The sequence below is a fragment of the Streptomyces sp. NPDC020379 genome, from assembly GCF_044387105.1.
Classification (GTDB): domain Bacteria; phylum Actinomycetota; class Actinomycetes; order Streptomycetales; family Streptomycetaceae; genus Streptomyces.
On the sequence record NZ_JBIRVR010000008.1, the window covers coordinates 53,929 to 80,203 of the forward strand.

A 26,275-nucleotide genomic window follows, 5' to 3' on the forward strand; every position below is an offset into this window, starting at 1 on the left:
ACGGCCGTTCGTGACGACGCTCGCGGGTGTAGCTCAGTAGTAGAGCGCCCTCTTTCCAAGGGGGAGGCGCAGTGTGCGATTCCTGTCACCCGCTCTGATCGTTCCGACGGTCGTCCCACTTCCGTGGACCGGCCGTTCGTGACGACGCTCGCGGGTGTAGCTCAGTAGTAGAGCGCCCTCTTTCCAAGGGGGAGGCGCAGTGTGCGATTCCTGTCACCCGCTCTCATCACGTACCGACCACTCCTGTGGTTCCGGTACAGTGGTGTTCGCACCGCCCGGTGAGAGCCGGTCGGCAGCATGCGGACGTAGCTCAGTTGGTAGAGCACCACCTTGCCAAGGTGGATGTCGCGAGTTCGAGTCTCGTCGTCCGCTCAGCGAACGAAGGCCCTGGTTATGACAACCAGGGCCTTCGTCGTATCCATGCGCTCGCGCCTTGCGGTGTCCGTCGCGCACGTGGTGCCGCGGGGCCACGATTCCATCGAGCTCGTCGTCGACGAGCGCTTGCCCCGCGCGCATGGTGTCGCGTCTGCGGGCACCCCACGTGTCCGCGCCCGCGCGCATGCGCCCCGCGGGCTGCCGATGACATTCGTCATCCGAGGTCATGACAGCTCGCACTGCCTCCGGTCCGGATCCGGGGGGAGCCTTGAGACATGGACATCGGGGACAGTGTGATCGAGGTCACGGGGCTGCGGCGGCGCTACGGCCCGGTCGGTGACAAGGGATTCGAGGCGGTGCGGGGGGTTTCCTTCACCGTGGGGCGGGGCGAGTTGTTCGCGCTGCTCGGCACCAACGGCGCGGGCAAGACCTCCACGGTCGAGCTCCTGGAGGGGCTGGCCCGGCCGAGCGGCGGGCAGGTGCGGGTGCTGGGCCACGATCCGTACGAGGAGCGTGGCGCGGTCCGGCCGCGGGTCGGGGTGATGCTCCAGGAGGGCGGCTTCCCCTCCGACCTGACGGTGACGGAGACCGTGCGGATGTGGGCGGGCTGCACCAGCGGGGCGCGGCCGGTCAGGGAGGCGCTCGGCCTGGTCGGGCTGGTGGAGCGCGGCGGCGTGCGGATCAAGCAGCTGTCCGGCGGCGAGCGGCGGCGGCTCGATCTCGCGCTGGCCCTGCTCGGCCGCCCCGAGGTCCTCTTCCTCGACGAGCCGACCACCGGTCTGGACCCCGAGGCCCGGCACACCACCTGGGAGTTGGTGCGCCGGCTGCGCGAGGAGGGCACGACCGTGCTGCTGACCACCCACTATCTGGAGGAGGCCGAGGCGCTGGCGGACCGGCTCGCGATCATGCGGGAGGGCCGGATCGTGGCGTCCGGGGCGCCCGGTGAGGTCATCGGCGCCTATCCGTCCCGGATTCGCTTCGCGATGCCGGTGGGCTGGTTCGTCGGCGATCTGCCGCCCCTGGCCGAGCTGGGTGTGACGCGGCACGAGGAGGCCGCGGGGCGGATAGAGCTCCAGACACGGGAGTTGCAGCGCACCCTGACCGGGCTGCTGGTCTGGGCGCGCGAGAAGGACATAGAGCTGGAAGGGCTGGACGCCCGGACGGCCTCGCTGGAAGAGGCGTTCCTGGCGATAGCGGGCAGGGGCTCGGCCGACGCGGGGGCCGAGGCGGAGTCGGGCACGGTCATCGGTGCGGGCGCCGGTGCGGGGAGGGGCGAGTGATGGCGGCATCGACAGCGACATCCACAGCGGCATCAAGGGCGGCGACCACGCCGGTTTCACGGGTGCTGGCGCTGGGCCGGGCGGAGCTGACCCTGCTCGGGCGGAGCAAGACCGCGCTGTACATGGGCCTGCTGATGCCCGCCGTCATGGTCTACGCGATGCACAACGCGATCGCGGGTGTCGATCTCGGCAAGACGGGCATGTCGGTCGCCGCGGTGTCGGTCACCGGGGGCTTCGGCTTCGTCCTGATCTTCGCCGTCTATCAGAACCTGGTCACCGCCTATGTCTCACGGCGTGAGGAACTGGTGCTCAAGCGGCTCCGTACGGGCGAGGCGAGTGACATGGAGATCCTCACGGGCACCGCGATACCGGCGGTGGTCATCGCGCTGGCCCAGTGCGTGCTGCTGGTGGTGGCCGGCGTCGCCTGGCTGAAGCTGGGCGCTGTTGCCAGGCCCGAACTGCTCCTGGCCGGGCTGGTGTCGGGCATCGCCCTGTGCATCACACTGGCGGCGGCCACGGCGGCCTGGGCCAAGTCAGTCGAGGGGGCGCAGTTCGTGACCACGCCCATGTTCCTGATCTCGATGGCGGGTTCGGGGCTGGTCTTCCCCTTGGAGACGATGCCGGACGCGATGGCGCAGGTATGCCGGCTGCTGCCGCTGACCCCGGCGATGGAGCTGATACGCGGCGGCTGGCTGGGCGGGCTGGACGCGGGCGGGGTGCTGCGGGCCCTGGTCACGGCTTTGGTCTGGATCGCGCTGGCCGTGTTTGCTGTACGGCGGTGGTTCCGGTGGGAGCCCCGGCGGTGAGCGGGCCGCGAAGGCGGGTCCCGCAGGAGTAGGAGGGGGACGGGCGCATGGGCATCTGGGCACGGGCGCGAGGCTGGCGGGGGCGTACCAGGGTCGCCAAGGTCGACAGCTTCACACGGTGGTTGCTGTACGTCCTGATATGCGCCTACCCCTTGTGCAACGGCGCGAAGGCGCTGTTCGGGAGCGAGCCGGTCCCGGCGCGGGTGCTGGGTGTCCTGAGCGTCGTCCAGGTGCTGCTGGGGGTCCGTGTCCTCCAGCGCTCGTTCGACCACTATCTGTGGAAGAAGGACGCACCTTGGTGGCCGCTGGCCGGGCAAGTGGCGCTGCTCCTCGGCACGCTGGGCGCCATCGTGGCCGCCATCCGGGCCGACAGCACGCCCCATCCCATGGTGTACGGCCTGCTGCTGATGCACGGCTGGCTGGCGACCTTCGGGCCGTACAGCCTGCTGGTCCGGTTCCGGCGCTATTCGGCGGTCTGCGGTGGTTGCGCGGTGCTGCCGGCGGCCGTGCTCGGTGCTCTCGGTGCGCCGTGGGGCGCGATGGCGGTGCTGGCCGCGTCGGTGTTCGGCCTGGGCATGTGGGTCGCCCTGTGCGTGCGGGCCTCCGGCTGGATGCTCTCGGTCATGTGGGAGCTGGACGAGGCGAAGAAGGCCCAGGCACAGCTGGCCGTCGCGGAGGAGCGGCTGCGGTTCGGGCGGGATCTGCACGACGTCCTGGGGCGCAATCTCGCGGTGATCGCGCTCAAGAGTGAACTCGCCGTGCAGCTGGCGCAGCGGGGTTCGCCGGCGGCGCTGGAGCAGATGACGGAGGTCCAGCGGCTGGCGCGGGATTCGCAGCGGGAGGTCCGCGAGGTGGTCCGTGGCTACCGCGAAGCGGATCTGCGCACGGAACTGGTGGGCGCCCGGGGCGTGTTGTCCGCCGCTGGCATCGACTGCCGCTTCGACGACGCGCCGGGCCGCGAGCTGCCGCCGCCGGTGCAGTCGGCCCTGGCCTGGGTGGTCCGGGAGGCCACGACGAATGTGCTGCGGCACGCGGACGCGGGGCGGTGCGCGGTACGGATGCGGATCGTCGACGACGCGGCGGTGCTCGTCATGGAGAACGACGGGGTGCGGGAGGAGGGCCCGGGGGCGGGCACCGGCCGGGGTTCGGGGCTGGCGGGGCTGCGGGAGCGGCTGGCCGCCCTGGGCGGCACGATCACCGCGGAGCGCCCGGGGGTGAGGATGTTCCGTGTGACGGCGGAGGTGCCGCTGACCGGCGGGGGGATGCCCGGGGGTGGCGACATGACGGGTGAGGGTGCGCCGGGAGCCGGCTCGTCCCCGGTGCCTGGTGAGCCGGGCCCCTCCGTCCCGTCGGAGGGCGGTCACATCTCGGAAGGCGGCGGTGGCTTCGCTTCGCGGGACGGGGGCGGGGACGGGGACGGCAGCGGTGGGCGGCCGGCGGTGGGCGCCGGTTCGCGGCTCGGAGGGGAAGCGTGACGGGCGGCATGGGGGCGAGTGCGATGGGCGGTGGGCCCGGAGTGAGGGACGTCAACGACGGGCCGCGCCCCGTACGGGTGATGCTGGCGGACGACGAGCATCTGATCCGGGGGGCGCTGGCGGCGCTGCTGGGGCTGGAGGACGATCTCCAGGTGGTCGCGGAGGCGGCTTCGGGGCCGGAGGCGTTGGCCATGGCCCGGACGCACCGGCCGGACGTGGCCGTACTGGATCTCCAAATGCCAGGGGCAGATGGTGTGATGGTGGCCACATCCCTGCGGGCCGAGCTGCCCGCTTGCCGCACCATGATCGTGACCGGTCACGGGCGCCCGGGGCATCTGAAGCGGGCGCTGGAGGCGGGGGTGCGGGGGTTCGTGCCGAAGACCGTCTCGGCGCGGCGGCTCGCCGAGATCATCCGGTCCGTGCACGGCGGAAGCCGTTATGTGGACCCGGAGTTGGCGGCGGACGCGATAAGCGCCGGCGACTCCCCGCTGACCGCGCGGGAGGCGGAACTGCTGGAGCTGGCCGAGGACGGGGCACCCGTCGCCGAGATCGCGGAGCGCGCCTCGCTGACGCCCGGGACGGTCCGGAACTACCTCTCGTCGGCCGTCGCGAAGCTCGGCGTCGAGAACCGTCACGCGGCCGCGCGCGTCGCACGTGCTCAGGGTTGGCTATAGTGGTGCACGCACCGCACGAGAGCGCGGCGCGAATGCGGACGTAGCTCAGTTGGTAGAGCACCACCTTGCCAAGGTGGATGTCGCGAGTTCGAGTCTCGTCGTCCGCTCAGCGAACGAAGGCCCCGGTCATGGCGACCGGGGCCTTCGTCGTATGCGCCCCGTCAGGACTGCGGTTGCGGCCCGCCCGTCCGGCCCGGTCATCCGGCCCCGTCATCCGGCGGGGAAGCGCAGGCGGAAGCGGGCGCCGCCCGTCTCCGCTCGTTCCGCCGTCAGCTCGGCGCCGTGCGCGCGGGCGATCTGACGGGCCATGGCGAGCCCGAGGCCGGAGCCGGGGAGGGCGCGGGCCTGCCGGGAGCGGTAGAAGCGGTCGAAGACGTAGGGCAGGTCCTCGGCGGCGATGCCGGGCCCGTGGTCGCGGACCGTGAGGTCGAGACCATGGGCCGTGCGCTCCAGCCGCACCTCGACCATCGCGCCGGCCGGGCTGAACTTGGCGGCGTTGTCGAGCAGGTTGGACAGCAGCCGCGCGAGGCGGGTCGGGATGCCGGGGACGGTCACGGCGCCGGCCGCGTCCAGGTCGGCGCTGAAGGGCGTGCCGGGCCAGTGGCCGCGCGCGGCAGCCACGCAGCGCGCGGCCAGCAGGTCCAGCCGGACCTGTTCGACGAGTTGCTGCGGCTCCTCGTCGCGGGCGAGCTCGATGAGGTCGTTGACCATGCCGGTGACCTCGCGGAGCTGGCGGCCCAGCGCCGCGGCGGCCCGGTCGCGCTGGGCGGGCGAGAGCCGGTCGGCGCGGGCGAGGAGCTCGGCGTTGGTGCGCAGCGCGGTCAGCGGGGTGCGCAGTTCGTGGGAGGCGTCGGCGACGAGGCGGCGCTGGGCGGCGACGGCCTCCTCCAGTTCGCCCAGCATGGTGTTGAAGCTGGTCGCCAGGCGGGTGATCTCGTCCTGGCGGCGCGCCTCGTAGGACGGCAGGACGATGCGGTGGGCGGGGTCGCGGGTGGCGGCGATGCGTTCGGCGGTGGCCGTGAGCCGGGTCACGGGCCGCAGGGACGTACGGGACGCGAAGTAGCCCAGCGCCGCGGCGAGCAGCACCCCGGCGCCGCCGACACCGGCGAGAAGCAGCCCCGCCTGCCGTACGCCCTGGTCGACGGTGTCGGAGCGGACCGCGACCTGGAGGGCCCGGTCGTCCTTGAGGTGCGTGGTGAACATCCGCATGTCGCGGCCGCCGAGGCTGATGTTGCTGTAGAACTCCCCGAGCCTGCCGGCCGCGACGCGGCGCGTGGCCCCCGTGACCGGCAGCACGAGGCCGCCCTGGCCCGGCGCGGCCGGGTCGGAGCGGACGATCTGGGCGCAGGCGGGGGCGGCGAGCCAGTCGCACTCGCCGAAGAGGACTCCGGTGCTCTCCCGGTTCTGCTGGTTCATGATCCCGGCCTGCTGCTTCAGCTGGAGGTCGAGCTGGCGCACGAGCTCGTAGCGGATCACGACATACGCGGCGGCGAGCACGCCGAGCGCGACGACCGCGACGGCAGCGGAGGTCACGAGCGCCAGCCGGGCGCGCAGGGGCCTGCGGCCGAGGAGCCGCGCGCGCAGCGCTCTCACCGCTCCGCCAGCCGGTAGCCGATGCCGTGCACCGTGTGGACGAGGCGGCAGGCGCCGCCCTCCTCCAGTTTCCGCCGGAGATAACCGACGTAGACGGCGAGGGAATTGGAATCCGGGCCGAAATCGGTGCCCCAGACCCTTTCCTGGATGACCTCACGGGGCAGCACCTGGCCCGGGTGCCGCATCAGCACTTCGAGGAGGGCGAATTCGGTGCGGGTGAATTCGAGCGGGATTCCGCCGCGCCTGCCGGTGCGGGTCTGCGGATCCACGACGAGGTCGGCGAACGTCAACTCACCGCTCTCCTCAGCGGGTTCGAGGGGAGCCGCGCGGCGGAGCAGGGCCCGGAGCCGGGCGAGGAGCTCGTCCAGGGCGAAGGGCTTGACGAGATAGTCGTCGGCCCCCGCGTCCAGGCCCGCGACCCGGTCGGAGACGGCGTCGCGCGCGGTGAGGACGAGCACGGGCGTACGGTCGCCGACACCGCGCAGCCTGCGGCACACCGCGAGGCCGTCGAGCACGGGCATGGCGAGGTCGAGGACGATGGCGGCGGGCGGTTCGGCGGCGATGGCGGACAGGGCCTCCAGGCCGTCCGCGGCGGAGCGCACCGTGTAGCCCTCCACGGTGAGGCCGTCCACGACGGCCGCTCTCACTTCGGGGTCGTCGTCGACGACGAGGACGCTCGTCTCGGCCATTTCGCCTCCGGCGGGGTGCGCGCGTATCGATCACCTACCTTGTCAGAGGGTGTCTGAGAGGGCTCTTAGGACAGCTCCGTCCGCGCCGCGAACGCGGGATGCGGCGGCCGGACTTACTGATGGTTTCAGAATGAGGTTCGGAGTCGTCTCAAGCAGATGATGTTGCAGGCGAGTTGGAGCATTCCGAGGTGGAGGTCGGCTCGTGTCTCGTAGCGGATGCGGAGTCGTTTGAACTGGTGGAGCCAGGCGAAGGTGCGCTCGACGACCCAGCGGGTCCTGCCCAGGCCGGAGCCGTGTGGGGTGCCGCGGTGAGCGATCCTCGGTGTGATCCCGCGGGCCCGGACGAGGCGCCGGTACTTGTCGAAGTCGTAGCCGCGGTCGGCGAACAGCTGCCGTGGCCGGTGGCGGGGCCGGCCGCGGAGGCCGCGGATGTGGGGTATGGCGGCCAGTAGAGGGATGAGCTGAGTGACATCGTGGCGGTTTCCGCCAGTCAGCGAGACGGCCAGTGGGGTGCCGTGCCGGTCGACGATCAGGTGGTGTTTGCTCCCGGGCCGGGCCCGGTCGACCGGCGAAGGTCCGGTGTGATCCCCCCTTTGAGGGCTCTGATGTGCGAGCTGTCGATGGCGGCGTCGTCCATGTCCAGCAGCCCGGCAGCCCGCAGCTCGGCCAGGAGAACATCGTGCAGCCGGGGCCACACACCTGCCTCGGTCCAGTACCGCAGACGCCGCCAGGCCGTCACCCCACTGCACCCAACCTGTTCCGAGGGAACATCTCTCCAGCTCACGCCCTTGCGCAGGACGTAGACGATGCCCCGCAGAGCGGCGCGGTCATCGACCGGCAGGCGGCCGGGATACCGATACCGCCGGGCCGGACGCGGAGGCAGCAACGGAGCTACCCGTTCCCACAGGTCATCAGGCACGAGATCAGCAGACACCCAACAGAGCCTGCCGAAACAACACCCAACCGCCAAGCCCCTACACCGAACTCATTCTGAAACGATCAGTTAAAAGCCTCTTAGAGCGCGTCCGCACGCTGCCGGTCATGGCAAACGCATGCGACACCCTTTCCGTCGTCGTCGGTGCCGGTGGGACCGGGGGCCACATCTATCCGGGGCTCGCCGTCGCGGACGCGATCAAGCGGGCCGTGCCGGACGCGGTCATCAGCTTTGTCGGGACCGAGCGAGGGCTGGAGACCCGGCTGATCCCCCGGGCCGGCTATCGGCTGCACACGGTCGACATGATCCCCTTCGACCGCTCGCTCGGCTCACGCCGCTTCCTGCTGCCCGCCGATCTGCTGCGCTCGGGCATGCAGGCGCGGCGCGTGATCGAGGAGCAGGGCGCGCATGTCGTCGTCGGCATGGGCGGCTATCCCAGCGCCCCCGCCGTGCTGGGCGCGCGGCTGGCGGGACGGCCCGCGCTCGTCCACGAGTCCAACGCGGTGCCGGGCCGCGCGAACCGGTTCGCCACCGCCCTGACACCGCATGTGGCCCTCGCCTTCGACCGGACCCGCGACCACCTCGCGGCCCGCGCGGGCACCCGTGCCGAGACGGTGGGCATGCCGCTGGTCGGCGCCCTCGCCGGGCTGGACCGTGCGGCGCTGCGCGAGCAGGCCCGGCGGGTCTTCGGAGTGCCCGCCGGGGCGCGGATGGTGCTGTTCAACGGCGGCAGCCTGGGCGCCGCGCGGCTGACCGAGGCAGCGGTGCGGCTGGCCGCGCGGTGGCGCGGACGGCCCGGCGTCCACCTCGTGATCAAGACCGGCCCGCAGGCCCTGGAGGCGACCCGGGCCCGGCTGGCCGCCGACGGCGGCGACCGCGTCGCCCTCGCCGTCGGCTACCTCGACCGGATGGACCTCGCCTATGCCGCCGCCGACCTCGTGGTGTGCCGCGCGGGTTCCGCGACCGTCGCGGAGCTCGCGACCGTACGGGTGCCCGCGGTGCTGGTCCCGTATCCCCACGCGCCCCACGACCACCAGACCCACAACGCCCGCGTGCTGTCCGACGCCGGGGCCGGGCTGCTGCTCCCGGACGCCGAGACGGACGGCGACCGGCTCGCGGAGCTGATCGAGCCGCTGCTCACGGACCCATCGCGGCTGGCCGCGATGAGCGCGGCGGCCGACCCGGGGACGCACGCCGTCGCCGCGGACCTGATGGCGGCCTGGGTGCTGCGTCTCGCCGGGCGCGCCCCCGCACCGCCCGCCGCCGGGGGCCATGCGGTCTTCCGGGCGGCGTGAAACCACGTGAATCCGTTTCCACGAAAGGAATTCCCCATGACCACGACCCTCGACGCGCAGAGCTGGCACGGCCGTACCGTCCTCGTCACCGGGGCCGAGGGGTTCATCGGTTCCACGCTCGTCGACCTGCTGGTGGAGCGCGGCGCGCGGGTCCGCGTGCTCGTGCACTACAAGCCGTACGCCGAGCGCGGCCACCTCGCCCGCTACCTCGGGCCCGGCTCCCCCGTGGAGACGCTGGCCGGTGACGTCCGCGACGCCGGGCGCGTCATGGACGCCGTCGCCGGGTGCGACACGGTCTTCCACCTGGCGGCGCTGATCGGCATCCCGTACAGCTACGCGTCCCCGGAGGCGTACGTCCAGACCAATGTGGCCGGTACGGAGAACGTCGCCGCCGCCTGCCGCCGGCATGGTGTGCGGCGGATGGTGCACACATCCACCAGTGAGGTGTACGGGACGGCGCTGACCGCCCCCATCAGCGAGGACCACCCGCTTCAGCCGCAGTCCCCGTACTCCGCGTCGAAGATCGGCGCGGACATGCTCGCGCTGTCCTACGCGCACTCCTTCGAGCTGCCGGTCACCGTCGTGCGGCCGTTCAACACGTACGGGCCCCGGCAGTCCGCGCGGGCCGTCATCCCCACGATCCTCGCGCAGCTGCACTCCGGTGCCGACGAGATCCGGCTCGGATCGACGTCCCCGACGCGGGACTTCACCTATGTGACGGACACGGCGGAGGGTTTCCTGGCCCTGGCCGACTGCGACCGCGCGATCGGGCACGCGGTCAACCTCGGGACGGGGCGCGAGATCTCCATCGGCGATCTCGCGGAGTCCTTGATCCGGGCGTCGGGACGCGACGCGAAGGTTGTCGTCGACGAGGCGCGGCTGCGGCCTTCGGGGAGCGAGGTGGAGCGGTTGCTGTCGGACAACTCCCGGGCGCGGGAGTGGGCGGGCTGGGTTCCTTCGGTGGACCTCGAGGAGGGGCTGGCCCGTACGTCGGACTGGGTCCGGGCCAATCTGCGGCTCTTCGCGGCGGATCGCTACCAGGTCTGAGGGCGGGGGATTTTCCCCCGCCCCGCCCCTACACCCAGTTCAGCCCCGTCAACCGCTCGTACGCCTCCACATACTTCGCCCGCGTCCGCTCCACGACCTCGGAAGGCAGCGGAGGCGGCGGCAGCTCGCCGTGGCGGTCCCAGCCCGACGCGTCGGACGTCAGCCAGTCGCGGACGAACTGCTTGTCGAAGGACGGCTGGGCGCGGCCGGGCTGCCATTCGTCGGCGGGCCAGAAGCGGGAGGAGTCGGGGGTGAGGACCTCGTCGGCGAGGACCAGTTCGCCGTTGTCGAAACCGAATTCGAACTTCGTGTCGGCGAGGATGATGCCGCGGTCCCGGGCGATGTCGCGGGCGCGGCCGTAGACGGCGAGCGTCGTCTGGCGCAGCTGCGCGGCGGTCTCCGCGCCGACCTGCCGGGCGACCTCCTCGTAGGAGACGTTCTCGTCGTGCTCGCCGACCTCCGCCTTCGTCGCGGGAGTGAAGATCGGGGACGGCAGCTCGGAGCCGTCGGTGAGCCCCTCGGGAAGGGCGAGCCCGCAGACGGTGCGGGTCTGCCGGTACTCGGTGAGGCCGGAGCCCGTCAGATAGCCGCGGGCCACGCACTCGACGGGGACCATGTCCAGGGACCGGCAGATCAGCGTCCGGCCCTCCCAGTCGGCGGGGGCGCCGGCGGGCAGCTCGGTGGACAGGACGTGGTGGGGCACGAGGTCGGTGAGCCGGTCGAACCACCACAGGGACAGCTGGGTGAGCACCCGGCCCTTGTCGGGGATCTCGGTGGGCAGCACCCAGTCGTAGGCCGACTGCCGGTCGGAGGCGACCATGACCAGCCGGCCGGCCCCGTCACGGTAGAGGTCGCGGACCTTGCCCGTGTGCAGGTGCACAAGGCCGGGCACCTCGACCGGTTCGGGCTTCTCTACGAATCCGGACACGCGTCCTCCTGGGGGTTTGTCCAAGCACCACGATTCTGCCGTACGGCCGGACGCGCGGTCCGACGAGGGTCAGCAGCGCTTGCAGATGCGATCGAGGAGGTTGGCCGTGGCCCGCTGGACGCGGGCGTCCACATGGCCGGGCCGGTCCAGCGCCGGGGACCAGGCGAAGGTGCCGGAGGCGAAGACCAGCGCGCCGCTGGGGGCGCGGTAGAGCGAGGTCTCCTGGTGCCGCACGGCGCCCTCGGCGTCCTCGTACGGCGAGTGGGCCAGCAGGATGCGGCGGGTGTGCTGCGGCAGGGCCGTACGGGGGAAATAGCGGTCGGCCTCGCCCGCGACCAGGCCCGGCAGCTCGTCGCCCTCGCCGGCGCCGGTGGCGTCCCACAGCCAGTGACCGGCGTTGCGGACGACCATGGGGGACGGCTCGGGCACCCGGCCTCCGTACTGGATGCCCAGCAGCTGCTGTTCGGCGGGCGAGGCGTCGCGCCAGAGGGCGGAGCGGCCGGGCCCGCGACGTTTTCGGCAGGTGAGGAGGCGGTCGGGGCCGGCCGGCGAGGGGGCCAGCTCGCACTGCCAGTACATGGTGTTCGCGGACAGGAACACCAGTGAGGTGCCGGAGTCGCGGGCCAGTTCGGCGGCGCGGCGCATGGCGGGCGACCAGTATTCGTCGTGGCCGGGGAAGACCAGGCCGCGGTAGCGGGAGGGGTCGACGCGGCCCGCGTGCAGATCGCGGGTGTCGGCGTAGGCGAGGTCGTAGCCGTAGCGCTCGGCCCAGCGGATGAAGTCGTAGGCGTGCCCCACGTGGAGCGGCAGGCCGGCGCCCGCGAAGGGGCGGTCGAAGGAGACCGTGGTGGCCGCCTCGTCCTCGCCGAGCAGCCGCCCCTCCTCGTCCCACGCGTGGTAGAGGCTCGCGCCCGTGCGGCCGTCCTCGGGGTAGAGGTTGTACGCCTGCCAGGTGATGTCGGGCAGCACGAGCAGCAGGTCGGCGGGGCGGCTGTCGCGGACCAGGAAGGGGATGTGGCTGCGGTGCCCGTCGGCGGTGGTCAGGACGGCCACATAGGCGCCGAGGCTCCAGTAGCCGGGGATCTGGAGCCGCCAGGACAGCCACCAGTGGTGGCAGGAGACCGTGCGGTCGACGGTGAGCGGCGGGGGCTGGACGATGCCCGACAGCCGGGGGCTGGTGGTGATCTTCGCGGCGCCGTCGCCCGCGTAGTGGCCAACGCGGTAGACGTCCACACTGAACGGCTGCGGCGGGTCCACCGTGATCCGGAAGTCCATGGCCTCGCCGGGGGCGACGGCACTGTTGGACGCGAAGCCCTTGATCTGCCGGCGCACGTCGTCGGCGGTGCGCGGCACGGGGACGCGCGAGGCGCGCCGCTGGTCGGGGACGTGGCTCTCGGCGTACCAGGCGAGCATCCGGCCCGACTCGTCGACGTAGGTCTCGCTGTCGCGCAGCCAGGGCAGCGGGCCCTGGCCGAAGGGGTCCGCGACGGCGTGTGCGAGCGCCCCCGACTCCCAGCGGCGGATCCGGTCCGTCCCCATCGCGCTCCCTCCCCGCGCTTCCGACGCGTGCGCGTTTCCGTCATCCGGCCCGGTGTGCCCCGGTGCGGCCGCACCCTTCCACCCCCAGCACACCACATGGCGCACCCGCCCCGTCACGGTCTGTCGCACTTTTCCGGCCGGGCGGCCCGGAGCGCGGGGATCCGGTCGCACCGGCGGGCGGGGGCGGCACGGGCCCTCACACCAGGCGGACCGGTTTCTCGGGTCGCACGCCGACCTCGCCCAGCCAGGCGCGCAGCGGTTCGGCGTCGCCGTCCTCGATCAGGCTCAGGACCGTGCGCGCCAGGTCGGCGCGGCGGGCGCCGCCGACGAGCAGGGCCGGGCCGTCCAGCCAGTCCAGGCCGGGGCGGGCCCCGGCGGTGTCGACGGCGGCACAGCACACCATGGCCGTCACATGGTCGGTGAGCAGCTCCCGGCCGCTGCGGGGCGGCTGGAGCGGGAACAGCGGGGTGAGGCCGTCGAGCCAGGGCTCGGCCGCCGAGCCGAACGCGGCGCGGTCCACGGAGCGCTCCTCCAGGGCGGCCTCCCGGGCCACCTCGGTGCTGAGCCGTGCCTCCAGCTCCTCCGCGACCCCGGTGGTCGCCGCTCCGGTGAGCCGCTCCAGGACCCGGGCCACGGTGGGCGCGGCGGCGGGGGCGAGATCCCGGCCGGGCAGAGCGGCCGGCCCGGCGGCACGGGCGGGCACGGCGTCCGGGACAGCCGGCCCGGTCACGGGATCCGGATACGGGACGGGGAGGTCGTCCAGGACGCGGTGCAGGCGGGCCGCCTCCAGCCGCCACTTACGGTCCACGACCTCCTCCGGATACTGGCTCCAGGCGACCGGGGACCAGTGGGGCCCCGCCATGGCGGGGCCGCCGTGGAAGAGGCGGGCGGCCAGCAGGGAGGCCGCCTCGTCCATCACGCCGGGCTCCTCCAGCAGATCGCACGCGGGGCGCTCGCCCAGCCGGGAGGTGAAGCCCTCGGCGAGGCGGTCGCGGCGGGAGAGCTCGGTGAGGGCGGAGACGACGCCGGCGTCGAGCCGGGAGGGCCAGCGGCCCATGCGCCAGGCGGGGAGCGCGACGCGGTTCAGCAGCCGGTCCCAGCCGGCGTAGGCGAGGCCCACCTGCTCCTGGGCGACGACCCGCAGGCCGTAGTCGACGGCCTGGGCGCGCTCCGAGGCGGCCGCCGCCACCCCGCGCTCCATCTCCGCGGCGTGGTTACGGCAGGAGCGCAGCAGCAGCCGGGCGACACCCCCGACGAAGGCGAGGGCCGGGCGCCCCGCGGCGACGGCCACGGCGGCGTCCAGGCCCCGGACGAAGCGGCGGGCCGCGGCTATGTCGGGGTGCGCGGACGGGCCGGTGCCCGCGACGACCGGGGCCAGCAGGGCGCGCAGCTCGGCGACGCGCATCCACCACAGGAAGGGCGAGCCGATCACCAGCACCGGGGCGGCACCCGTGCGCCGCGAGACGCGCGGGAGGCCGTGCGGGGGCCCGTGCGCGGGGTGCGTACGGTCCTCCAGCCAGCTGTCGCAGTCCGGGGTGAGGGCCATGGCGGAGGGCGCCGGGACATCCAGCCGCTCGGCGAGGTCGCGGACCATCCGATAGAGGTCGGGGGCCGTCTCCTCGGGGATCGGGACGGTGGGGCTCAGCGCGGGCCTGGCCCGGACGACCACGGTGCCGACGACGGCCGCCAGCACCAGGACCAGGACGGCCGTGCCGACGACGGCCCAGCGGGCCGTGCTCCAGCCGCCGCCGGCCGGGATGCGGCCCATGGCGACGCCCGCCAGCAGCACGACGGCCGCGGCGGCCGGCAGGAGGGCGACGGCCAGCGCCGTGCTGCGGATGCGCAGCACCGCCAGGGCTCGGGCGCGTGCGACCAGCACGCCTGCTTCCGGACCTGCCACGAGACCGATCACCCCCTGTTGCCTTGTCCGGGCTCCGCCGAGGAGTGCGACAGCGGACGCAACGCGGAGCGCGTTGCCTATCCCCCCACTGTGGCACCGGCCACTGACACCGCAATGCCGGTGGGCCAGTTGCCGGATGCACTTGGCTTGCGCCGCACCCTAGTTGGGGGCGCTGCGCGCGTCAGCCAGTTGGACAACTGGTCACCCGATGGAATGGCTTTGGTCAAAGCGGTGGCCGGGGGCGGACGGTGTGTGAACCCGGTGGCCCGCCCTTACCGCTCGGATGACCGCTCGGACACCCGCTTCGCGATGTCCGTGCGGTGGTGGGAGCCCGCCAGGCGGATCAGGCCGACGCCCTCGTAGGCGGCGGAGCGCGCCGCGGCCAGGTCCGGGCCCGTCGCCGTCACGGACAGGACGCGGCCGCCCGCGCTGACCACCGATCCGTCGGCGTCATGGGCCGTGCCCGCGTGGAGCACGTACGCGTTCTCCAGCGCCGCGACCTCCGGCAGCCCCTCGATCACATCGCCGGTGCGCGGGGTACCGGGGTAGTTGTGCGAAGCGACGACCACCGTGACGGCGGCGCCGTCGCTCCAGCGCAGCGGCGGCAGGGTCGCGAGGGCGCCGGTCGCGGCGGCGTGCAGCAGCCCGGCGAGCGGGGTCTTGAGGCGGGCGAGCACGACCTGTGTCTCGGGGTCGCCGAAGCGCGCGTTGAACTCGATCACGCGGACACCGCGCGAGGTGATCGCCAGCCCCGCGTAGAGCAGGCCCGAGAAGGGCGTACCCCGGCGGCGCAGCTCGTCGACGGTGGGCTGGAGGACGCTCTCCATGACCTCGTCGACCAGCTTGGGGTCGGCCCACGGGAGCGGGGAGTAGGCGCCCATGCCGCCGGTGTTCGGGCCCTCGTCGCCGTCGAGGGCGCGCTTGAAGTCCTGGGCGGGCTGGAGCGGAATGACAGTCTCGCCGTCGGTGACGGCGAAGAGGGAGACCTCGGGGCCGTCGAGGAACTCCTCGATGACCACCCGGCCGCAGGCGAGCGCGTGCTCACGGGCGGCGGCCAGGTCGGAGGTGACGACCACGCCCTTGCCCGCGGCCAGCCCGTCGTCCTTGACGACATAGGGCGCGCCGAAGGCGTCGAGGGCCGCGTCGATCTCGGCGGGGCTGGTGCAGACGTAGGCGCGGGCGGTCGGGACGTTCGCGGCGGCCATGACGTCCTTGGCGAACGCCTTGGACCCTTCCAGCCGCGCCGCTTCGGCCGACGGCCCGAAGACGGGGATGCCGCGCTCGCGGACGGCGTCGGCGACGCCCGCGACGAGCGGGGCCTCCGGGCCGACGACCACGAGCTCCGCCTCCAGGGAGGCGGCGAGGCCGGCGACGGCCGTGCCGTCGAGAGCGTCGACCGCGTGCACCTCGGCGACCTCGGCGATCCCGGCGTTGCCGGGGGCACAGTGCAGCGCGGTGACGTCGGGATCGATGGAGAGTGAGCGGCACAGGGCGTGTTCGCGGGCGCCGCCGCCGATGACGAGGACCTTCACACCGGTCACCCTATTGCCTCGTCGACTGATCGACTCCCGGGGCCGGTGCGTGACCGTACAGAAACGTCACTTCTCCGGCACGGCGGGGCGGCGCGACGACGGAGGTCCGACGACCCTGTCCTGTCCACCCACTCTTTCGGGTGAGTGTGTTTGGCGCCTATACCGGATTCCTCAGCAATTACGGACGGAAAAGCATGGATCTTGTGTCCAAGACCGTCCGTTCGGCGGTAGGAAGGTGGCTCGCGATCCGTAGCGGCAGAGGGAGTGCACGGGTGAGCCAGCCGGAGATGCAGCCCGAGGGGCTCCCCCGCGAGCAGGGTGGGAGGCAGCGGGGCGACCTGCGTGGCCGCGCCTTCCCACTCGGTGACTGGGGGGAGCCCGCGGAGCGTCTCGATGAGCTGTACCGATGGGTGGAGAACGGCGCGCTGTATCTGGTCGACTGGTATCTCGCGGACCGTGCCTGGAAACGCCGCTGGGCACGGGCGCTGCGCATCTGCGCCGCGGTCTGCGCGACGGTGGGCGGGGCGCTTCCGCTGCTCCAATTGACGAACGTGGTCCGCACCGGCGCCGCTTGGGGATTCCTCGCGCTGCTCGGTGCGGTGGCCTGTGTGGCCGGTGACCGGTATTTCGGTCTGACGTCGGGCTGGATGCGGGCCGTGGCGACGGCGCAGGCCGTGCAACGGCGGCTGGAGGCCCTGCAGTTCGACTGGGCCTCCGAGTGCGTACGCGAGGTGCTCGGCCCGACCGAGGGGACGGCCAGTGAGGCGGCGGAGCGCTGTCTTACGGTGCTGAGGCGCTTCTCGGAGGACGTCTCGGAGCTCGTACGGGCGGAGACGGCCGACTGGATGGTGGAGTTCCGGGCGGGCCCGACGCCGCTGGTGACGCAGTCACTGGTGTCGTGGGGGCCGCGCGGTGAGGGCGGCGGTCCGCTGCCGCGCTTCCCCCTGCCACCGGGCACCCGGCCGAACATGCCGAGGCAACGGCCGCCGGAATCACCACGCTGACCTGATACGGAAGAGCCCCGCGGCCGACCGCCGCGGGGCTCTTCATTTGCTTCCACCACTAACTGAAGACGATCATCGAGCCCTGGCCCAGGCTGCGGGTGGCCGCCGCGTGCAGCCCCAGCCAGACGTGGCGTTCCCGCGCGAACGGGCTGTCGTCCTGCGGGCCCGGCGCGGCCGGCTCCTCCAGCCCCGTCGGCCGCTCCGGCGCGGCGGGCGCGGCCGGGGGATTGGCCGGATCGATCCCCAAGGCCGGTGCCACGGTGTGCAGTTCCCGCAGCAGTCCCTGGCTGGAACCCAAGGGGCCGCCGCCTTCGAGCAGTTCGTCGTTCGACAGCGGGTGCGCGAAGTCCACCGGTACGTACGCCCCGGCGTGGTCGTAGTGCCAGACCAGGTGCGACTGCTGAGCCGTCGTCTCGAACATCTCCAGCAACTGCTCGTAGTCGCCGCCCAGTTCGTCCACGGGCGTCACCGCGAGGCCACACAGGTTCAGCAGGTGGGCACGGCGCAGGAAGTGCAGGGCGTCGTAGTCGAAGCCGGCGACGGGGGCCACGTCCCCCGCGAGCCCCGGCATGTACCCGAAAACGGGCACGGGTGGCAGTCCCGCCTCGTCGAGCGCCTTGTCATAGGCGGCGATCTCCTCGGCGAAGGGGTTGTCGGGGCTGTGGCACAGCACATCGACGAGCGGAACAAGCCAGAGGTCACAGGCCACGTGAGCTCACTCTCGTTGGGGTCGCGGGGCGGGGCGCTGCGCTGTGCGGGCGGTTCGGGGCGGTTCGGGGCTGTGCCGGATGTCGGGCCAGAGTAGTGCGGATGGGGCGGTTGTCATACTGGGCGGTCGCCGTTGTCGGGTGCGGGTCCGTTGTGGTGGGGGTGCGGGTGGCCTCAAGCGCCGGCCGGGCTGGTTTGTGGTGGGTGCCGGGGGGGCTGGGGCGGGAGCCCCGGTTCGGGACCGGGAGGGCTGGAAAGCCTCAGCGGCTCGCCACGTCCCAGACCCACACCCCGCCCCTCTTCACCGGGTCGCGGCCCGTCAGGGACGTCACCGCCTGACGCAGCGCCGCCCCGTTCACCCCCGGGTCCAGAATCAGCGCGTCCGCCTTCCAGAAGCGGAGATCGGCCCGGAATTCGCGGCGCTGCTGGTCCCCGATGGCGGGCAGCGTCCCCGTTTCGTGGACCTTGCGGAGGAGTTCGGACGTGGGGCGCGGCTCCGGGCCGTAGATGCCGGTGCGGTCGGGGCCCCAGGGGCCGTTGAAGTAGCCGCCGGGGAAGGGGAAGCCGAGGTCGGCGCGGACCTGCCAGTGCAGCGCGTCCGCGTCGGAGGGGCTCGGCACGGGGACGGGGACCAGCGAGCGGCCGGGGCGTACGTGCTCGCGCCACGTGCCGTCCGCGACGAACGCGGGGACCGGCGGCCGTTCGACCGTGCGGTACGGCGTGGGGACGAGCGGCAGGAGGGCCACGGCGAGGGCCGCCCAGCCCAGCAGCCGGTGCGAGCGTTCGCGTTCGCTGCGCATCCTGCGCACGGCCAGCCGGTCGCAGGCGAGGGCGAGGAGGATGCCCAGGGCGGGCACGCAGATCATCGCCACGCGGGACTCGATGACCGACTCGAAGAACGGCAGCTTGCCGACGAGCCGCCAGGGGCCGGGCAGCGTCCTGTCCGTACCGAGCAGCGGGATGTCGCGGCCGAGGGAGAGCACGGCGGCGGCGAGCGCGGTGAAGCCGAGGGCGCGGACGCGCGGCTGGTGCCACATCCGTACGACGAGGGCGACGGCCAGCACGACGAGGGGCCAGCCGAAGAAGGCGTTCTCCTCGGTCCGGTTGACGGACAGCGAGGCGGCGGTGCGCGCGTCGCCGCCCAGCGACCGGGTGGCGTACTCCAGCAGCGCCATCGGGTTGTTGCCGACGTCGCCGTGCAGCACGCTGTGGTAGCTCTGCGGGCCGAGGAACTGCCAGCCCACCGGGAAGGCGACCAGCGGTACGGCGACGAGGGCGGCGACACCGAGGCCGCGGAGCAGGCGCCCGGAGACGGCTCGGGCCGCGTCGGGGTCGGCGACCGCGTAGCCGAAGGCGAAGAGCACGAGGCCGGTCACGGCCAGCAGCAGCGCTTCCTCACCGAGGAAGATCTGATAGGCGAGGAACAGGCCGAGCAGCACCGCGTCACGCGTCGGCCGGGTGCCCTCGCACAGCCGCAGCATCCGGTCGACGATCAGCGGGATCATGAACAGGACGAGGAAGTTGGGGTGCGCGTTGCCGTGCGAGATCATGGGCGGCGCGAAGGCGCAGAACGCGCCGCCCAGCGCGGCCGCCCAGCGGGAGCGGACGAAGCGCCTGGCGATCAGCCAGTACCAGGAGCAGGCGGTGGCGGCCAGGCCGCCGGTCAGCACGATCGCCCAGGTGACGTGGGCGCCGAAGGCGAGCGTCACGGGCGCGAGCGGCACGGACAGCCCGAGCATGGCGGTGTTGGCCATGAGGTTCACGCCGAGCGGGAAGTTCTGCAGCTCGGTGAAGAGCGGGTTGTGGAGGTGGGCGACGTTGTCGGCGGTGACGGCGAAGAACCACTCCCACTGCGTCTGGTCGGAGCCGGAGTCCGCGAGGTAGCTGTGGCCGAGGCCGCCCCACAGCCCGCCGTAGAGCACGAAGGAGACGAGCAGGAAGAGCGCGGGCACGGCGAACCGCACGGGGTCGGCCGCGCGCCAGCGCAGGCGCACGAGGTCGGCGAGCACGACGGGGTACGCCAGCGGCCGGATCTTGGAGCCGGGCTGGTGGGACCAGCGGACGGGCACCTCGTCGACCTCCCAGCCCCGCTGGTGGAAGAAGCGCAGCAGCTCGACGTCGTAGCTCCAGCCGTCGAGCCGGGAGCTCGCGAAGGCGGTACGGGCCTTGTCGCCGTCGAAGAGCTTGAAGCCGCACTGGGTGTCCCGTATCCCCGGCACGGCGGCGGCCCGTATCAGCCGGGAGCCGGCCCGGCCCATGAGCTCGCGCGCCGCGTGCTGGCGGACGGCTATCCGGGAGCCGGGGAGCGCGCGGGAGCCGATGGCGGCGGTGGCGCCCGCGTCCAGGCTGCGGCCGAGGAGACCGAGCTCCTCGATGGGGGTGGCCAGGTCGGCGTCGGTGATCAGGACGCGGCGGCCGCGCGAGGCGAGCACGCCGGTGCGCACGGCGTGGCCCTTGCCGCGGTTCTCGGGGGTGCGCAGCAGGTGGATGCGGGGCTCGGTGGCGGCGGCGGCCTCGGTGATGTCGGCGGTGGCGTCCGTCGACCCGTCGTCGACGACGATCAGTTCCCAGCCGGCCACGTCGTCCGCGGCGGTGAGATGGGCACGGATCGCCTCCAGCGTGGGGCCGAGGCGGTCCTCCTCGTCGTACGCGGGGACGATCACCGTCAGGTCGACGACCGTGGCCCCGGGCCGGGAAGCGGCGGGGGCCGGTGGACGGGCGGACGGCTGGGAAGGCGGCATCACGAGGTTTGGACGTCCTCAGACATGTGCCGGTTGCGGGTTCGCGATTGATTTCATTCCTGATTCCGTCCCCTCAACCGATGGCCATGACCTGGCCTTCGACCCTATTCGGTCAGCCCGCTGATCAACGCCACGGAATGTTCGTTGTATGCCGCAATGATGCTTTCCGCGGTCGCCGCGTCCTGGGCCGCCACGGCCTCGACGAGCTCGCCGTGCCCGTGCCACAGGCGGCCGCGGAGGGTCGGCACGCGGCGCAGCAGCGGCACCGTGAAGATCCAGCTCTGCACCCGGACGCGATCGAAGAAGTCCGATATATAGGGGTTGCCCACCAGTCCGGCCAGCTCGCGCCAGAAGCGCAGGTCGTAGCCGATGAGGATGTCGAGGTCGCCCGCGAGCGCCGCCCGGCTCGCCTCCTCGGCCCGCCGCCGCACGGACGCGAGGGCCGCCGGGGTGGCCTCGCACAGCGCGCGCCCGGCGGAGCGCCGGAAGATGCCCTCGACGATCAGGGCGCGGGCCTCGACCATGCCGCGGAAATCGGCGTAGGTGAACTCGCGCACGCGGTAGCCCTTGTGCAGCTCCACATCGAGCAGCCCCTGCGAGCAGAGGTCGAGCAGCGCCTCGCGCACCGGGGTCGCCGAGACGCCGTACTGCTCGGCGATCTCCTTGACCGTGAACTGGCGGCCCGCCGGGAGCCGCGCCGCTATCACCTCGTCGCGCAGGGCGTCGGCGATCTGCGAGCGCAGCGTCGTCCGTCTGACAGCCTCGCTGCCGGGCATCGTCGTCCGTCTCCCCTTCCGTGACCGCGCGCCCGCATGCGAACGGCCCCCGACCAAGATAGGCGAGGGCCGTCGCGGTGCGTACGGGCGTGCGCGCGGGAAGGAAGAACGCTACCTCCCGCGTCAGGCGGTGTGCGCGTCGGCCACCGTGAGCGCGGCGTCGAGCAGGGCGAGCCCCTCCTTGGCCTCCGCCTCCGTGACGGTGCACGGCGGGACGACGTGGGTGCGGTTCATGTTCACGAAGGGCCACAGGCCGGACTTCTTGCAGGCCGCGGCGAAGGCGGCCATGGGGGCGTTCGCCTCGCCGGAGGCGTTGTAGGGCACCAGGGGCTCGCGGGTGGCGCGGTCCTTGACGAGTTCGAGCGCCCAGAAGGCGCCCAGGCCCCGGACCTCGCCGACGCTCGGGTGGCGCTCGGCGAGCTCGCGCAGGCCGGGGCCGAGCACGGTCTCGCCGAGGCGCGCGGCGTTCTCCACGATGCCCTCCTCGGCCATCGCGTTGATCGTCGCCACGGCCGACGCGCAGGCCAGTGGGTGGCCGGAATAGGTGAGTCCGCCGGGGTAGGGGCGCTGGTCGAAGGTGGCGGCGATCTCGGCGGAGATGGCGACGCCACCGAGCGGCACATAGCCGGAGTTGACGCCCTTGGCGAAGGTCAGCAGGTCGGGGGTGACGCCGAAGCGGTCGGCGGCGAACCAGTGGCCCGTACGCCCGAAACCGGCCATGACCTCGTCCAGCACGAAGACGATGCCGTGCCGGTCGCAGATCTCGCGCACGCCCGGGAGATAGCCGGGCGGCGGGACCATGATCCCGGCCGTGCCGGGCACGGTCTCCAGGACGATCGCGGCGATCGTCCGCGGCCCCTCGAACGCGAGAGTGTCCTCGAGGTGGCGCAGCGCGCGCTCGCACTCCTGCTCCTCGCTCTCCGCGTGGAAGGGCGAGCGGTAGAGGAAGGGCGCCCAGAAGTGCACGACGCCGGCCGAGGCGGTGTCGGAGGGCCAGCGGCGCGGGTCGCCGGTGAGGTTGATGGCCGCGGCGGTCGCGCCGTGGTACGAGCGGTAGGCACTGAGCACCTTGGGGCGGCCGGTGTGCAGGCGGGCCATGCGGACGGCGTTCTCGACGGCCTCGGCGCCGCCGTTGGTGAAGAAGATCTTGTCGAGGTCGCCGGGGGTGCGCTCGGCGATCAGCCGCGCCGCCTCGGACCGCACGTCCACGGCGAAGCCCGGCGCGATGGTGCACAGCTTCGCCGCCTGCTCCTGGATCGCGGCGACGACCTTGGGGTGCTGGTGACCGATGTTGGTGTTGACCAGCTGGGAGGAGAAGTCGAGGTAGCGGTTGCCGTCGTGGTCCCAGAAGTACGAGCCCTCGGCCCCGGCCACGGCCAGCGGGTCGATGAGGCCCTGCGCGGACCAGGAGTGGAAGACGTGCGCGCGGTCGGCGGCCTTGACGGCGGCGCCCCGGCGGGGGTCGGGCTGCGTGCTCACGGTCGTTACCTCGGATCGGTGGGATGCGGCGGTGGGGTGGTTCGGTGGGGTGCCTCGGTGGGGTGCGCGGAAACGTCAGCGTAGGGAGCGCGGCACCGCCGGGGTACCGGCACTGTGTATGGCGCTGGCCATGCCCGCCGACACAGTGCCGGGTGGCCGCGGACGGCGCCTCGAAAAATAGACACGGAGAAATTCACCGAAGTTCCCGCCGCGCGTGCTACGGTCATTTTCCGTTGCGGTTTTGGATCCGTTTTCCCCTGTGCGCCTGACGGTCTGTGACCTTCGGGCGCACTTGCATTATTCCGTTGCAGTACGGAATTTCGGCACCGCTCTCTTGTAGGAGATCTGTCTTGGCTACCGGCACCGTTAAGTGGTTCAACTCGGAAAAGGGCTTCGGCTTCATCGAGCAGGACGGCGGCGGCGCCGACGTCTTCGCCCACTACTCGAACATCGCGTCGCAGGGCTTCCGTGAGCTCCAGGAGGGCCAGAAGGTCTCCTTCGAGGTCACGCAGGGCCAGAAGGGCCCGCAGGCGGAGAACATCGTTCCCGCCTGACGCGCTCCTGCGCCGGAAAACGGCCGGGCCCCCGCACTGTGAAGAGTGCGGGGCCCGGCCGTTCGGCGTTCCGGCCGCGCTCGGCGCGAGCCTTCAGCGCGCGTCGTTCTTCAGGATCCCGGTGTCCAGGGTGATGTTCACCGGACCGGGCAGGGTGACCTCTTCGCCGAAGGGGGCCCGGTGGGTGTCCCCGTAGTAGCCGCGTTCCGGGTCGGGGTTGGCATGCATGTCCACGGTGCCGGCGTCGCGGTCGATCAGCAGATGGACGGCCCTGCTCAGACGGACACCGGCCCCCTTTCCGCACAGCTCCACCGAACGAGTGAGCGTGGGAACGCATGCCGGAAACGTACGGCGCCCCGGTGGTCGGTGACCACCGGGGCGCCGTCACGCGTCGCGTGCCGCTGACGGACTACGACAGGAACGAGTTGATCTCGATCGTCTCCGTGCGGCCCGGGCCGACGCCGATCGCGGAGATCGGGGCGCCGGACATCTCCTCCAGGGCCTTCACGTACGCCTGCGCGTTCTTCGGCAGGTCGGAGAAGGTCTTGGCCTTGGTGATGTCCTCGGACCAGCCCGGCAGCATCTCGTAGATCGGCTTCGCGTGGTGGAAGTCGCTCTGGCTGTAGGGCAGCTCCTCGACGCGCTTGCCGTCGATCTCGTACGCCACGCAGACCGGGATCTGCTCCCAGCCGGTGAGCACGTCGAGCTTGGTGAGGAAGAAGTCCGTCAGGCCGTTCACGCGGGTCGCGTAGCGGGCGATGACGGCGTCGAACCAGCCGCAGCGGCGGTCACGGCCGGTGGTCACACCGCGCTCGCCACCGATGGTGCGCAGCGCCTCGCCGTCCTTGTCGAACAGCTCGGTCGGGAACGGGCCGGCGCCCACGCGCGTCGTGTACGCCTTGAGGATGCCGATCACGCGGCTGATCTTCGTCGGGCCCACGCCGGCACCCGTGCAGGCGCCGCCCGCGGTCGGGTTGGACGAGGTGACGAAGGGGTACGTGCCGTGGTCCACGTCGAGCAGCGTGCCCTGGCCGCCCTCGAAGAGGACGACCTTGCCCTCGTCGATGGCGTTGTTGAGGACCAGCGTCGTGTCGGCCACGTACGGCTTGATCTGCTCGGCGTAGGTGAGCAGCTCCTCGACGATCGCGCCGGCCTCGATGGCGCGGCGGTTGTAGAGCTTCGCCAGGATCTGGTTCTTGAAGTCGAGAGCGGCCTCGACCTTCTGCGTCAGGATCGACTCGTCGTAGAGGTCCTGGACGCGGATGCCCACGCGGTTGATCTTGTCCGCGTAGGTCGGGCCGATGCCGCGGCCCGTGGTGCCGATCTTCCGCGAGCCGAGGAAGCGTTCCGTCACCTTGTCGACCGTGGTGTGGTACGGCGTGATCAGGTGCGCGTTACCGCTGACCAGCAGCTTGGACGTGTCGACGCCGCGCTCGTTGAGTCCGCTCAGCTCGGAGAGCAGGACCGCCGGGTCGACGACGACTCCGTTGCCGATCACCGGGGTACACCCCGGCGAGAGGATTCCGGAAGGGAGGAGATGCAGCGCGTATTTCTGGTCGCCGACGACCACCGTGTGGCCGGCGTTGTTGCCACCTTGGTAGCGCACCACATAGTCCACGGATCCACCGAGGAGGTCGGTGGCCTTTCCCTTGCCCTCGTCACCCCACTGAGCACCGAGCAGCACAAGTGCGGGCACAGGCGTACACCCCTTCCGGGCGGGGCATGTCCAACGTGCGTGGTGGAGTTCACCCGCTTGCTCAGGGCGTACACCACCGCTAGAGCCGTCGAACCGGTGCCCCGGATAGACGAAGCCCCTGGCGCAACAGCGACAGGGGCTCTTGCACCGAGAGATTACCTGAGGAAGGACCGAGGTGTCGGCTCCAGACTCCACCGAGCAGCCTCTGCTCGTGGTCATCGACCCGGTCGCCCGCCGCGTGGACGGCGAGTCCGTACGGATCGCGAGGGATGTCCTCTGCGGTGGCGCGGCGGCCAAAATCTGTTTCCCCGAGGGGCCGCAGGACGTCGAGCGCGCCCTGGCCCGCAGGGGCCGCAGACGGCCCGTCGTCATCGGCGACGACCGGGCGCTGCTGCGTGTCGTCCAGCTGCTGCACCAGCGCTGTGACCTGCCGGAAGTCCCTGTTTCCCTGGTTCCGGTCGGGGCGCTGCCCGCCGTGGCCCTGGCCCGCTCGCTGGGGGTGCCACTGGGCACGGTCGCGGCCTCCCGGGCCGTGCTGGACGGCGCCGAGCGGCGGCTGGACGCACTGGTCGACGACGCCGGCGGGATGGTCCTGGGCGAGCTGTGGATCCCGGGCCCGGGAGGTGGCCTGAACCCGCCGCCGAAGCCGGTGGAAAACGCTGAGCTGAACGGGTCGCCCGTGGCCCCCGTGCCGGCGGTCGCGGACGGCATAGCCGACGTGGCTGATGTCACTGAGGCCGCCGAGGGCGGCAGCGGTGATCATCAGTCGTGGTGGTCGCCGGCGGCGCGCACCGCGCGTTCGGCCCTGACGCTGCTGACGGGCCCGGCGGCCCGCCACCAGCTGCCGTCCTGCACGCGGCTGCGGGTGGAGGCGGACGGAGTGCTGCTGGTCGATCTGGACGAGCCGGTGGCGCGGGTCGCGGTCCGCGCGGTGGGCGGTCATGCGGAGGTGACCGTCCACGCGTACGGCGACGCGGGCGCTCCCGTGTCGGCCCTGGCCGAGCGGGTCTCGGTCTCGGGGCCTTCGTTCCGCTACCGCGCGGACAACGTCCTGGCGGGGCCGGTGCGCATGCGGACGTGGTCGGCGCGGGAGGGGGCGTGGGGGCTGGTGCTGCCGCGGGGGTGAGCGGTGGGGTGTGTCCGCCGCCCCGCCCCCTCCCGGCCGCGTCCGCGGGCTGAATCTCGCGGACCGTGGTCAGCGAGATTCAGCCCGTCCGGCGATCGAGGACGCTCCCGAGGCGCGGCGGGGG

The 26,275-nt window shown here is 72.5% G+C and carries 22 protein-coding genes and 4 tRNA genes; 13 read left to right on the forward strand and 13 right to left on the reverse strand.

Features of this window, described 5'->3' with window-relative positions:
- The first annotated feature begins 22 nt into the window (after positions 1 to 22).
- The 8 genes from ACH427_RS12980 (at position 23) to ACH427_RS13015 (ending at position 4,717) form a co-directional block, all read left to right on the forward strand.
- Positions 23 to 94 (forward strand) — tRNA-Gly (locus tag ACH427_RS12980).
- A gap of 56 nt (positions 95 to 150) precedes the next feature.
- A tRNA-Gly gene (locus ACH427_RS12985) sits at positions 151 to 222 on the forward strand.
- 77 nt (positions 223 to 299) lie between these two features.
- Positions 300 to 372 (forward strand) — tRNA-Gly (locus ACH427_RS12990).
- Positions 373 to 650: 278 nt separating this feature from the next.
- Complete coding sequence (locus ACH427_RS12995) at positions 651 to 1,655, forward strand: ABC transporter ATP-binding protein (RefSeq protein WP_398869503.1); 1,005 nt, start codon at positions 651 to 653, stop codon at positions 1,653 to 1,655.
- Positions 1,655 to 2,461 carry an ABC transporter permease gene (locus ACH427_RS13000; RefSeq protein WP_398869504.1) on the forward strand — a complete coding sequence of 269 codons (807 nt, stop codon included), beginning with the start codon at positions 1,655 to 1,657 and terminating at the stop codon, positions 2,459 to 2,461. Before ACH427_RS12995 ends, ACH427_RS13000 begins: the two co-directional genes overlap by 1 nt.
- Positions 2,462 to 2,508: 47 nt before the next feature.
- Complete coding sequence (locus ACH427_RS13005) at positions 2,509 to 3,936, forward strand: sensor histidine kinase (protein ID WP_398869505.1); 1,428 nt, start codon at positions 2,509 to 2,511, stop codon at positions 3,934 to 3,936.
- A 23-nt stretch (positions 3,937 to 3,959) separates the two neighbouring features.
- Positions 3,960 to 4,610 carry a response regulator transcription factor gene (locus ACH427_RS13010; protein ID WP_398869727.1) on the forward strand — a complete coding sequence of 217 codons (651 nt, stop codon included), beginning with the start codon at positions 3,960 to 3,962 and terminating at the stop codon, positions 4,608 to 4,610.
- A 34-nt stretch (positions 4,611 to 4,644) separates the two neighbouring features.
- Positions 4,645 to 4,717: transfer RNA gene (locus ACH427_RS13015), tRNA-Gly, on the forward strand.
- 103 nt (positions 4,718 to 4,820) lie between these two features.
- On the opposite strand, the gene ACH427_RS13020 is transcribed toward ACH427_RS13015, so the two are convergent.
- From ACH427_RS13020 to ACH427_RS13030, 3 genes are all read right to left on the reverse strand, one after another.
- Positions 4,821 to 6,203 (reverse strand): ATP-binding protein, encoded by a 1,383-nt coding sequence (locus ACH427_RS13020; RefSeq protein ID WP_398869506.1) that lies wholly within the window; start codon positions 6,201 to 6,203, stop codon positions 4,821 to 4,823.
- Entirely contained in the window at positions 6,200 to 6,892 is a 693-nt protein-coding gene (locus ACH427_RS13025; protein WP_398869507.1) for a response regulator transcription factor, read from the reverse strand. Before ACH427_RS13025 ends, ACH427_RS13020 begins: the two co-directional genes overlap by 4 nt.
- A 125-nt stretch (positions 6,893 to 7,017) precedes the next feature.
- Positions 7,018 to 7,826 (reverse strand): IS5 family transposase gene (locus ACH427_RS13030; protein ID WP_398869508.1). Its coding sequence is split into 2 segments (ribosomal slippage): positions 7,018 to 7,487 and positions 7,487 to 7,826, totalling 810 coding nucleotides; the frame shifts between segments, so codons are not numbered across the junction.
- A gap of 107 nt (positions 7,827 to 7,933) precedes the next feature.
- Here ACH427_RS13030 and ACH427_RS13035 point away from each other — a divergent pair.
- Complete coding sequence (locus ACH427_RS13035) at positions 7,934 to 9,121, forward strand: UDP-N-acetylglucosamine--N-acetylmuramyl-(pentapeptide) pyrophosphoryl-undecaprenol N-acetylglucosamine transferase (RefSeq protein WP_398869509.1); 1,188 nt, start codon at positions 7,934 to 7,936, stop codon at positions 9,119 to 9,121.
- Positions 9,122 to 9,157: 36 nt separating this feature from the next.
- The gene (locus tag ACH427_RS13040) at positions 9,158 to 10,168 is read left to right on the forward strand and encodes an SDR family NAD(P)-dependent oxidoreductase (RefSeq protein WP_398869510.1); all 1,011 of its coding nucleotides are present in this window, start codon (positions 9,158 to 9,160) and stop codon (positions 10,166 to 10,168) included.
- A 28-nt stretch (positions 10,169 to 10,196) separates the two neighbouring features.
- Here the strand turns inward: ACH427_RS13040 and ACH427_RS13045 are convergent, their stop codons facing one another.
- The 4 genes from ACH427_RS13045 to purD all read right to left on the reverse strand — a co-directional run bounded on the left by ACH427_RS13045 (position 10,197) and on the right by purD (position 16,067).
- Positions 10,197 to 11,096, reverse strand: a complete 900-nt coding sequence (locus ACH427_RS13045) for a phosphoribosylaminoimidazolesuccinocarboxamide synthase (RefSeq protein ID WP_398869511.1) — start codon at positions 11,094 to 11,096, stop codon at positions 10,197 to 10,199.
- A 69-nt stretch (positions 11,097 to 11,165) separates the two neighbouring features.
- Positions 11,166 to 12,635 carry a N,N-dimethylformamidase beta subunit family domain-containing protein gene (locus tag ACH427_RS13050; protein ID WP_398869512.1) on the reverse strand — a complete coding sequence of 490 codons (1,470 nt, stop codon included), beginning with the start codon at positions 12,633 to 12,635 and terminating at the stop codon, positions 11,166 to 11,168.
- A gap of 196 nt (positions 12,636 to 12,831) precedes the next feature.
- Entirely contained in the window at positions 12,832 to 14,514 is a 1,683-nt protein-coding gene (locus tag ACH427_RS13055; protein ID WP_398869513.1) for a hypothetical protein, read from the reverse strand.
- 293 nt (positions 14,515 to 14,807) lie between these two features.
- Entirely contained in the window at positions 14,808 to 16,067 is a 1,260-nt protein-coding gene (gene purD, locus ACH427_RS13060) for a phosphoribosylamine--glycine ligase (RefSeq protein ID WP_398869514.1), read from the reverse strand.
- Between the two features lie 272 nt (positions 16,068 to 16,339).
- Between purD and ACH427_RS13065 the strand changes: the two genes are divergently transcribed.
- Entirely contained in the window at positions 16,340 to 17,071 is a 732-nt protein-coding gene (locus ACH427_RS13065; RefSeq protein ID WP_398869516.1) for an SLATT domain-containing protein, read from the forward strand.
- 58 nt (positions 17,072 to 17,129) lie between these two features.
- Here the strand turns inward: ACH427_RS13065 and ACH427_RS13070 are convergent, their stop codons facing one another.
- The 4 genes from ACH427_RS13070 to ACH427_RS13085 all read right to left on the reverse strand — a co-directional run bounded on the left by ACH427_RS13070 (position 17,130) and on the right by ACH427_RS13085 (position 22,775).
- Complete coding sequence (locus ACH427_RS13070) at positions 17,130 to 17,780, reverse strand: hypothetical protein (protein WP_398869517.1); 651 nt, start codon at positions 17,778 to 17,780, stop codon at positions 17,130 to 17,132.
- Positions 17,781 to 18,039: 259 nt separating this feature from the next.
- Positions 18,040 to 20,520 (reverse strand): glycosyltransferase, encoded by a 2,481-nt coding sequence (locus tag ACH427_RS13075; protein WP_398869518.1) that lies wholly within the window; start codon positions 20,518 to 20,520, stop codon positions 18,040 to 18,042.
- A gap of 104 nt (positions 20,521 to 20,624) precedes the next feature.
- Complete coding sequence (locus ACH427_RS13080) at positions 20,625 to 21,296, reverse strand: GntR family transcriptional regulator (RefSeq protein ID WP_398869519.1); 672 nt, start codon at positions 21,294 to 21,296, stop codon at positions 20,625 to 20,627.
- Between the two features lie 123 nt (positions 21,297 to 21,419).
- A complete protein-coding gene (locus ACH427_RS13085; protein WP_398869520.1) occupies positions 21,420 to 22,775 on the reverse strand; it encodes an aspartate aminotransferase family protein in 1,356 nt (451 codons plus the stop codon).
- Positions 22,776 to 23,125: 350 nt separating this feature from the next.
- On the opposite strand from ACH427_RS13085, the gene ACH427_RS13090 reads away from it, so the two are divergent.
- The gene (locus ACH427_RS13090) at positions 23,126 to 23,329 is read left to right on the forward strand and encodes a cold-shock protein (protein WP_398869521.1); all 204 of its coding nucleotides are present in this window, start codon (positions 23,126 to 23,128) and stop codon (positions 23,327 to 23,329) included.
- A 93-nt stretch (positions 23,330 to 23,422) separates the two neighbouring features.
- Here the strand turns inward: ACH427_RS13090 and ACH427_RS13095 are convergent, their stop codons facing one another.
- Together ACH427_RS13095 and ACH427_RS13100 are read right to left on the reverse strand one after the other, a co-directional pair.
- Positions 23,423 to 23,641, reverse strand: a complete 219-nt coding sequence (locus tag ACH427_RS13095) for a hypothetical protein (protein WP_398869522.1) — start codon at positions 23,639 to 23,641, stop codon at positions 23,423 to 23,425.
- 97 nt (positions 23,642 to 23,738) lie between these two features.
- On the reverse strand, positions 23,739 to 25,025 hold the full coding sequence (locus ACH427_RS13100; protein ID WP_398869523.1) for an adenylosuccinate synthase: 1,287 nt from the start codon (positions 25,023 to 25,025) through the stop codon (positions 23,739 to 23,741).
- 175 nt (positions 25,026 to 25,200) lie between these two features.
- Between ACH427_RS13100 and ACH427_RS13105 the strand changes: the two genes are divergently transcribed.
- Positions 25,201 to 26,151, forward strand: coding sequence for a diacylglycerol kinase (locus tag ACH427_RS13105; RefSeq protein ID WP_398869524.1), 951 nt, complete (start codon positions 25,201 to 25,203; stop codon positions 26,149 to 26,151).
- The last annotated feature ends 124 nt before the right edge of the window (positions 26,152 to 26,275 follow it).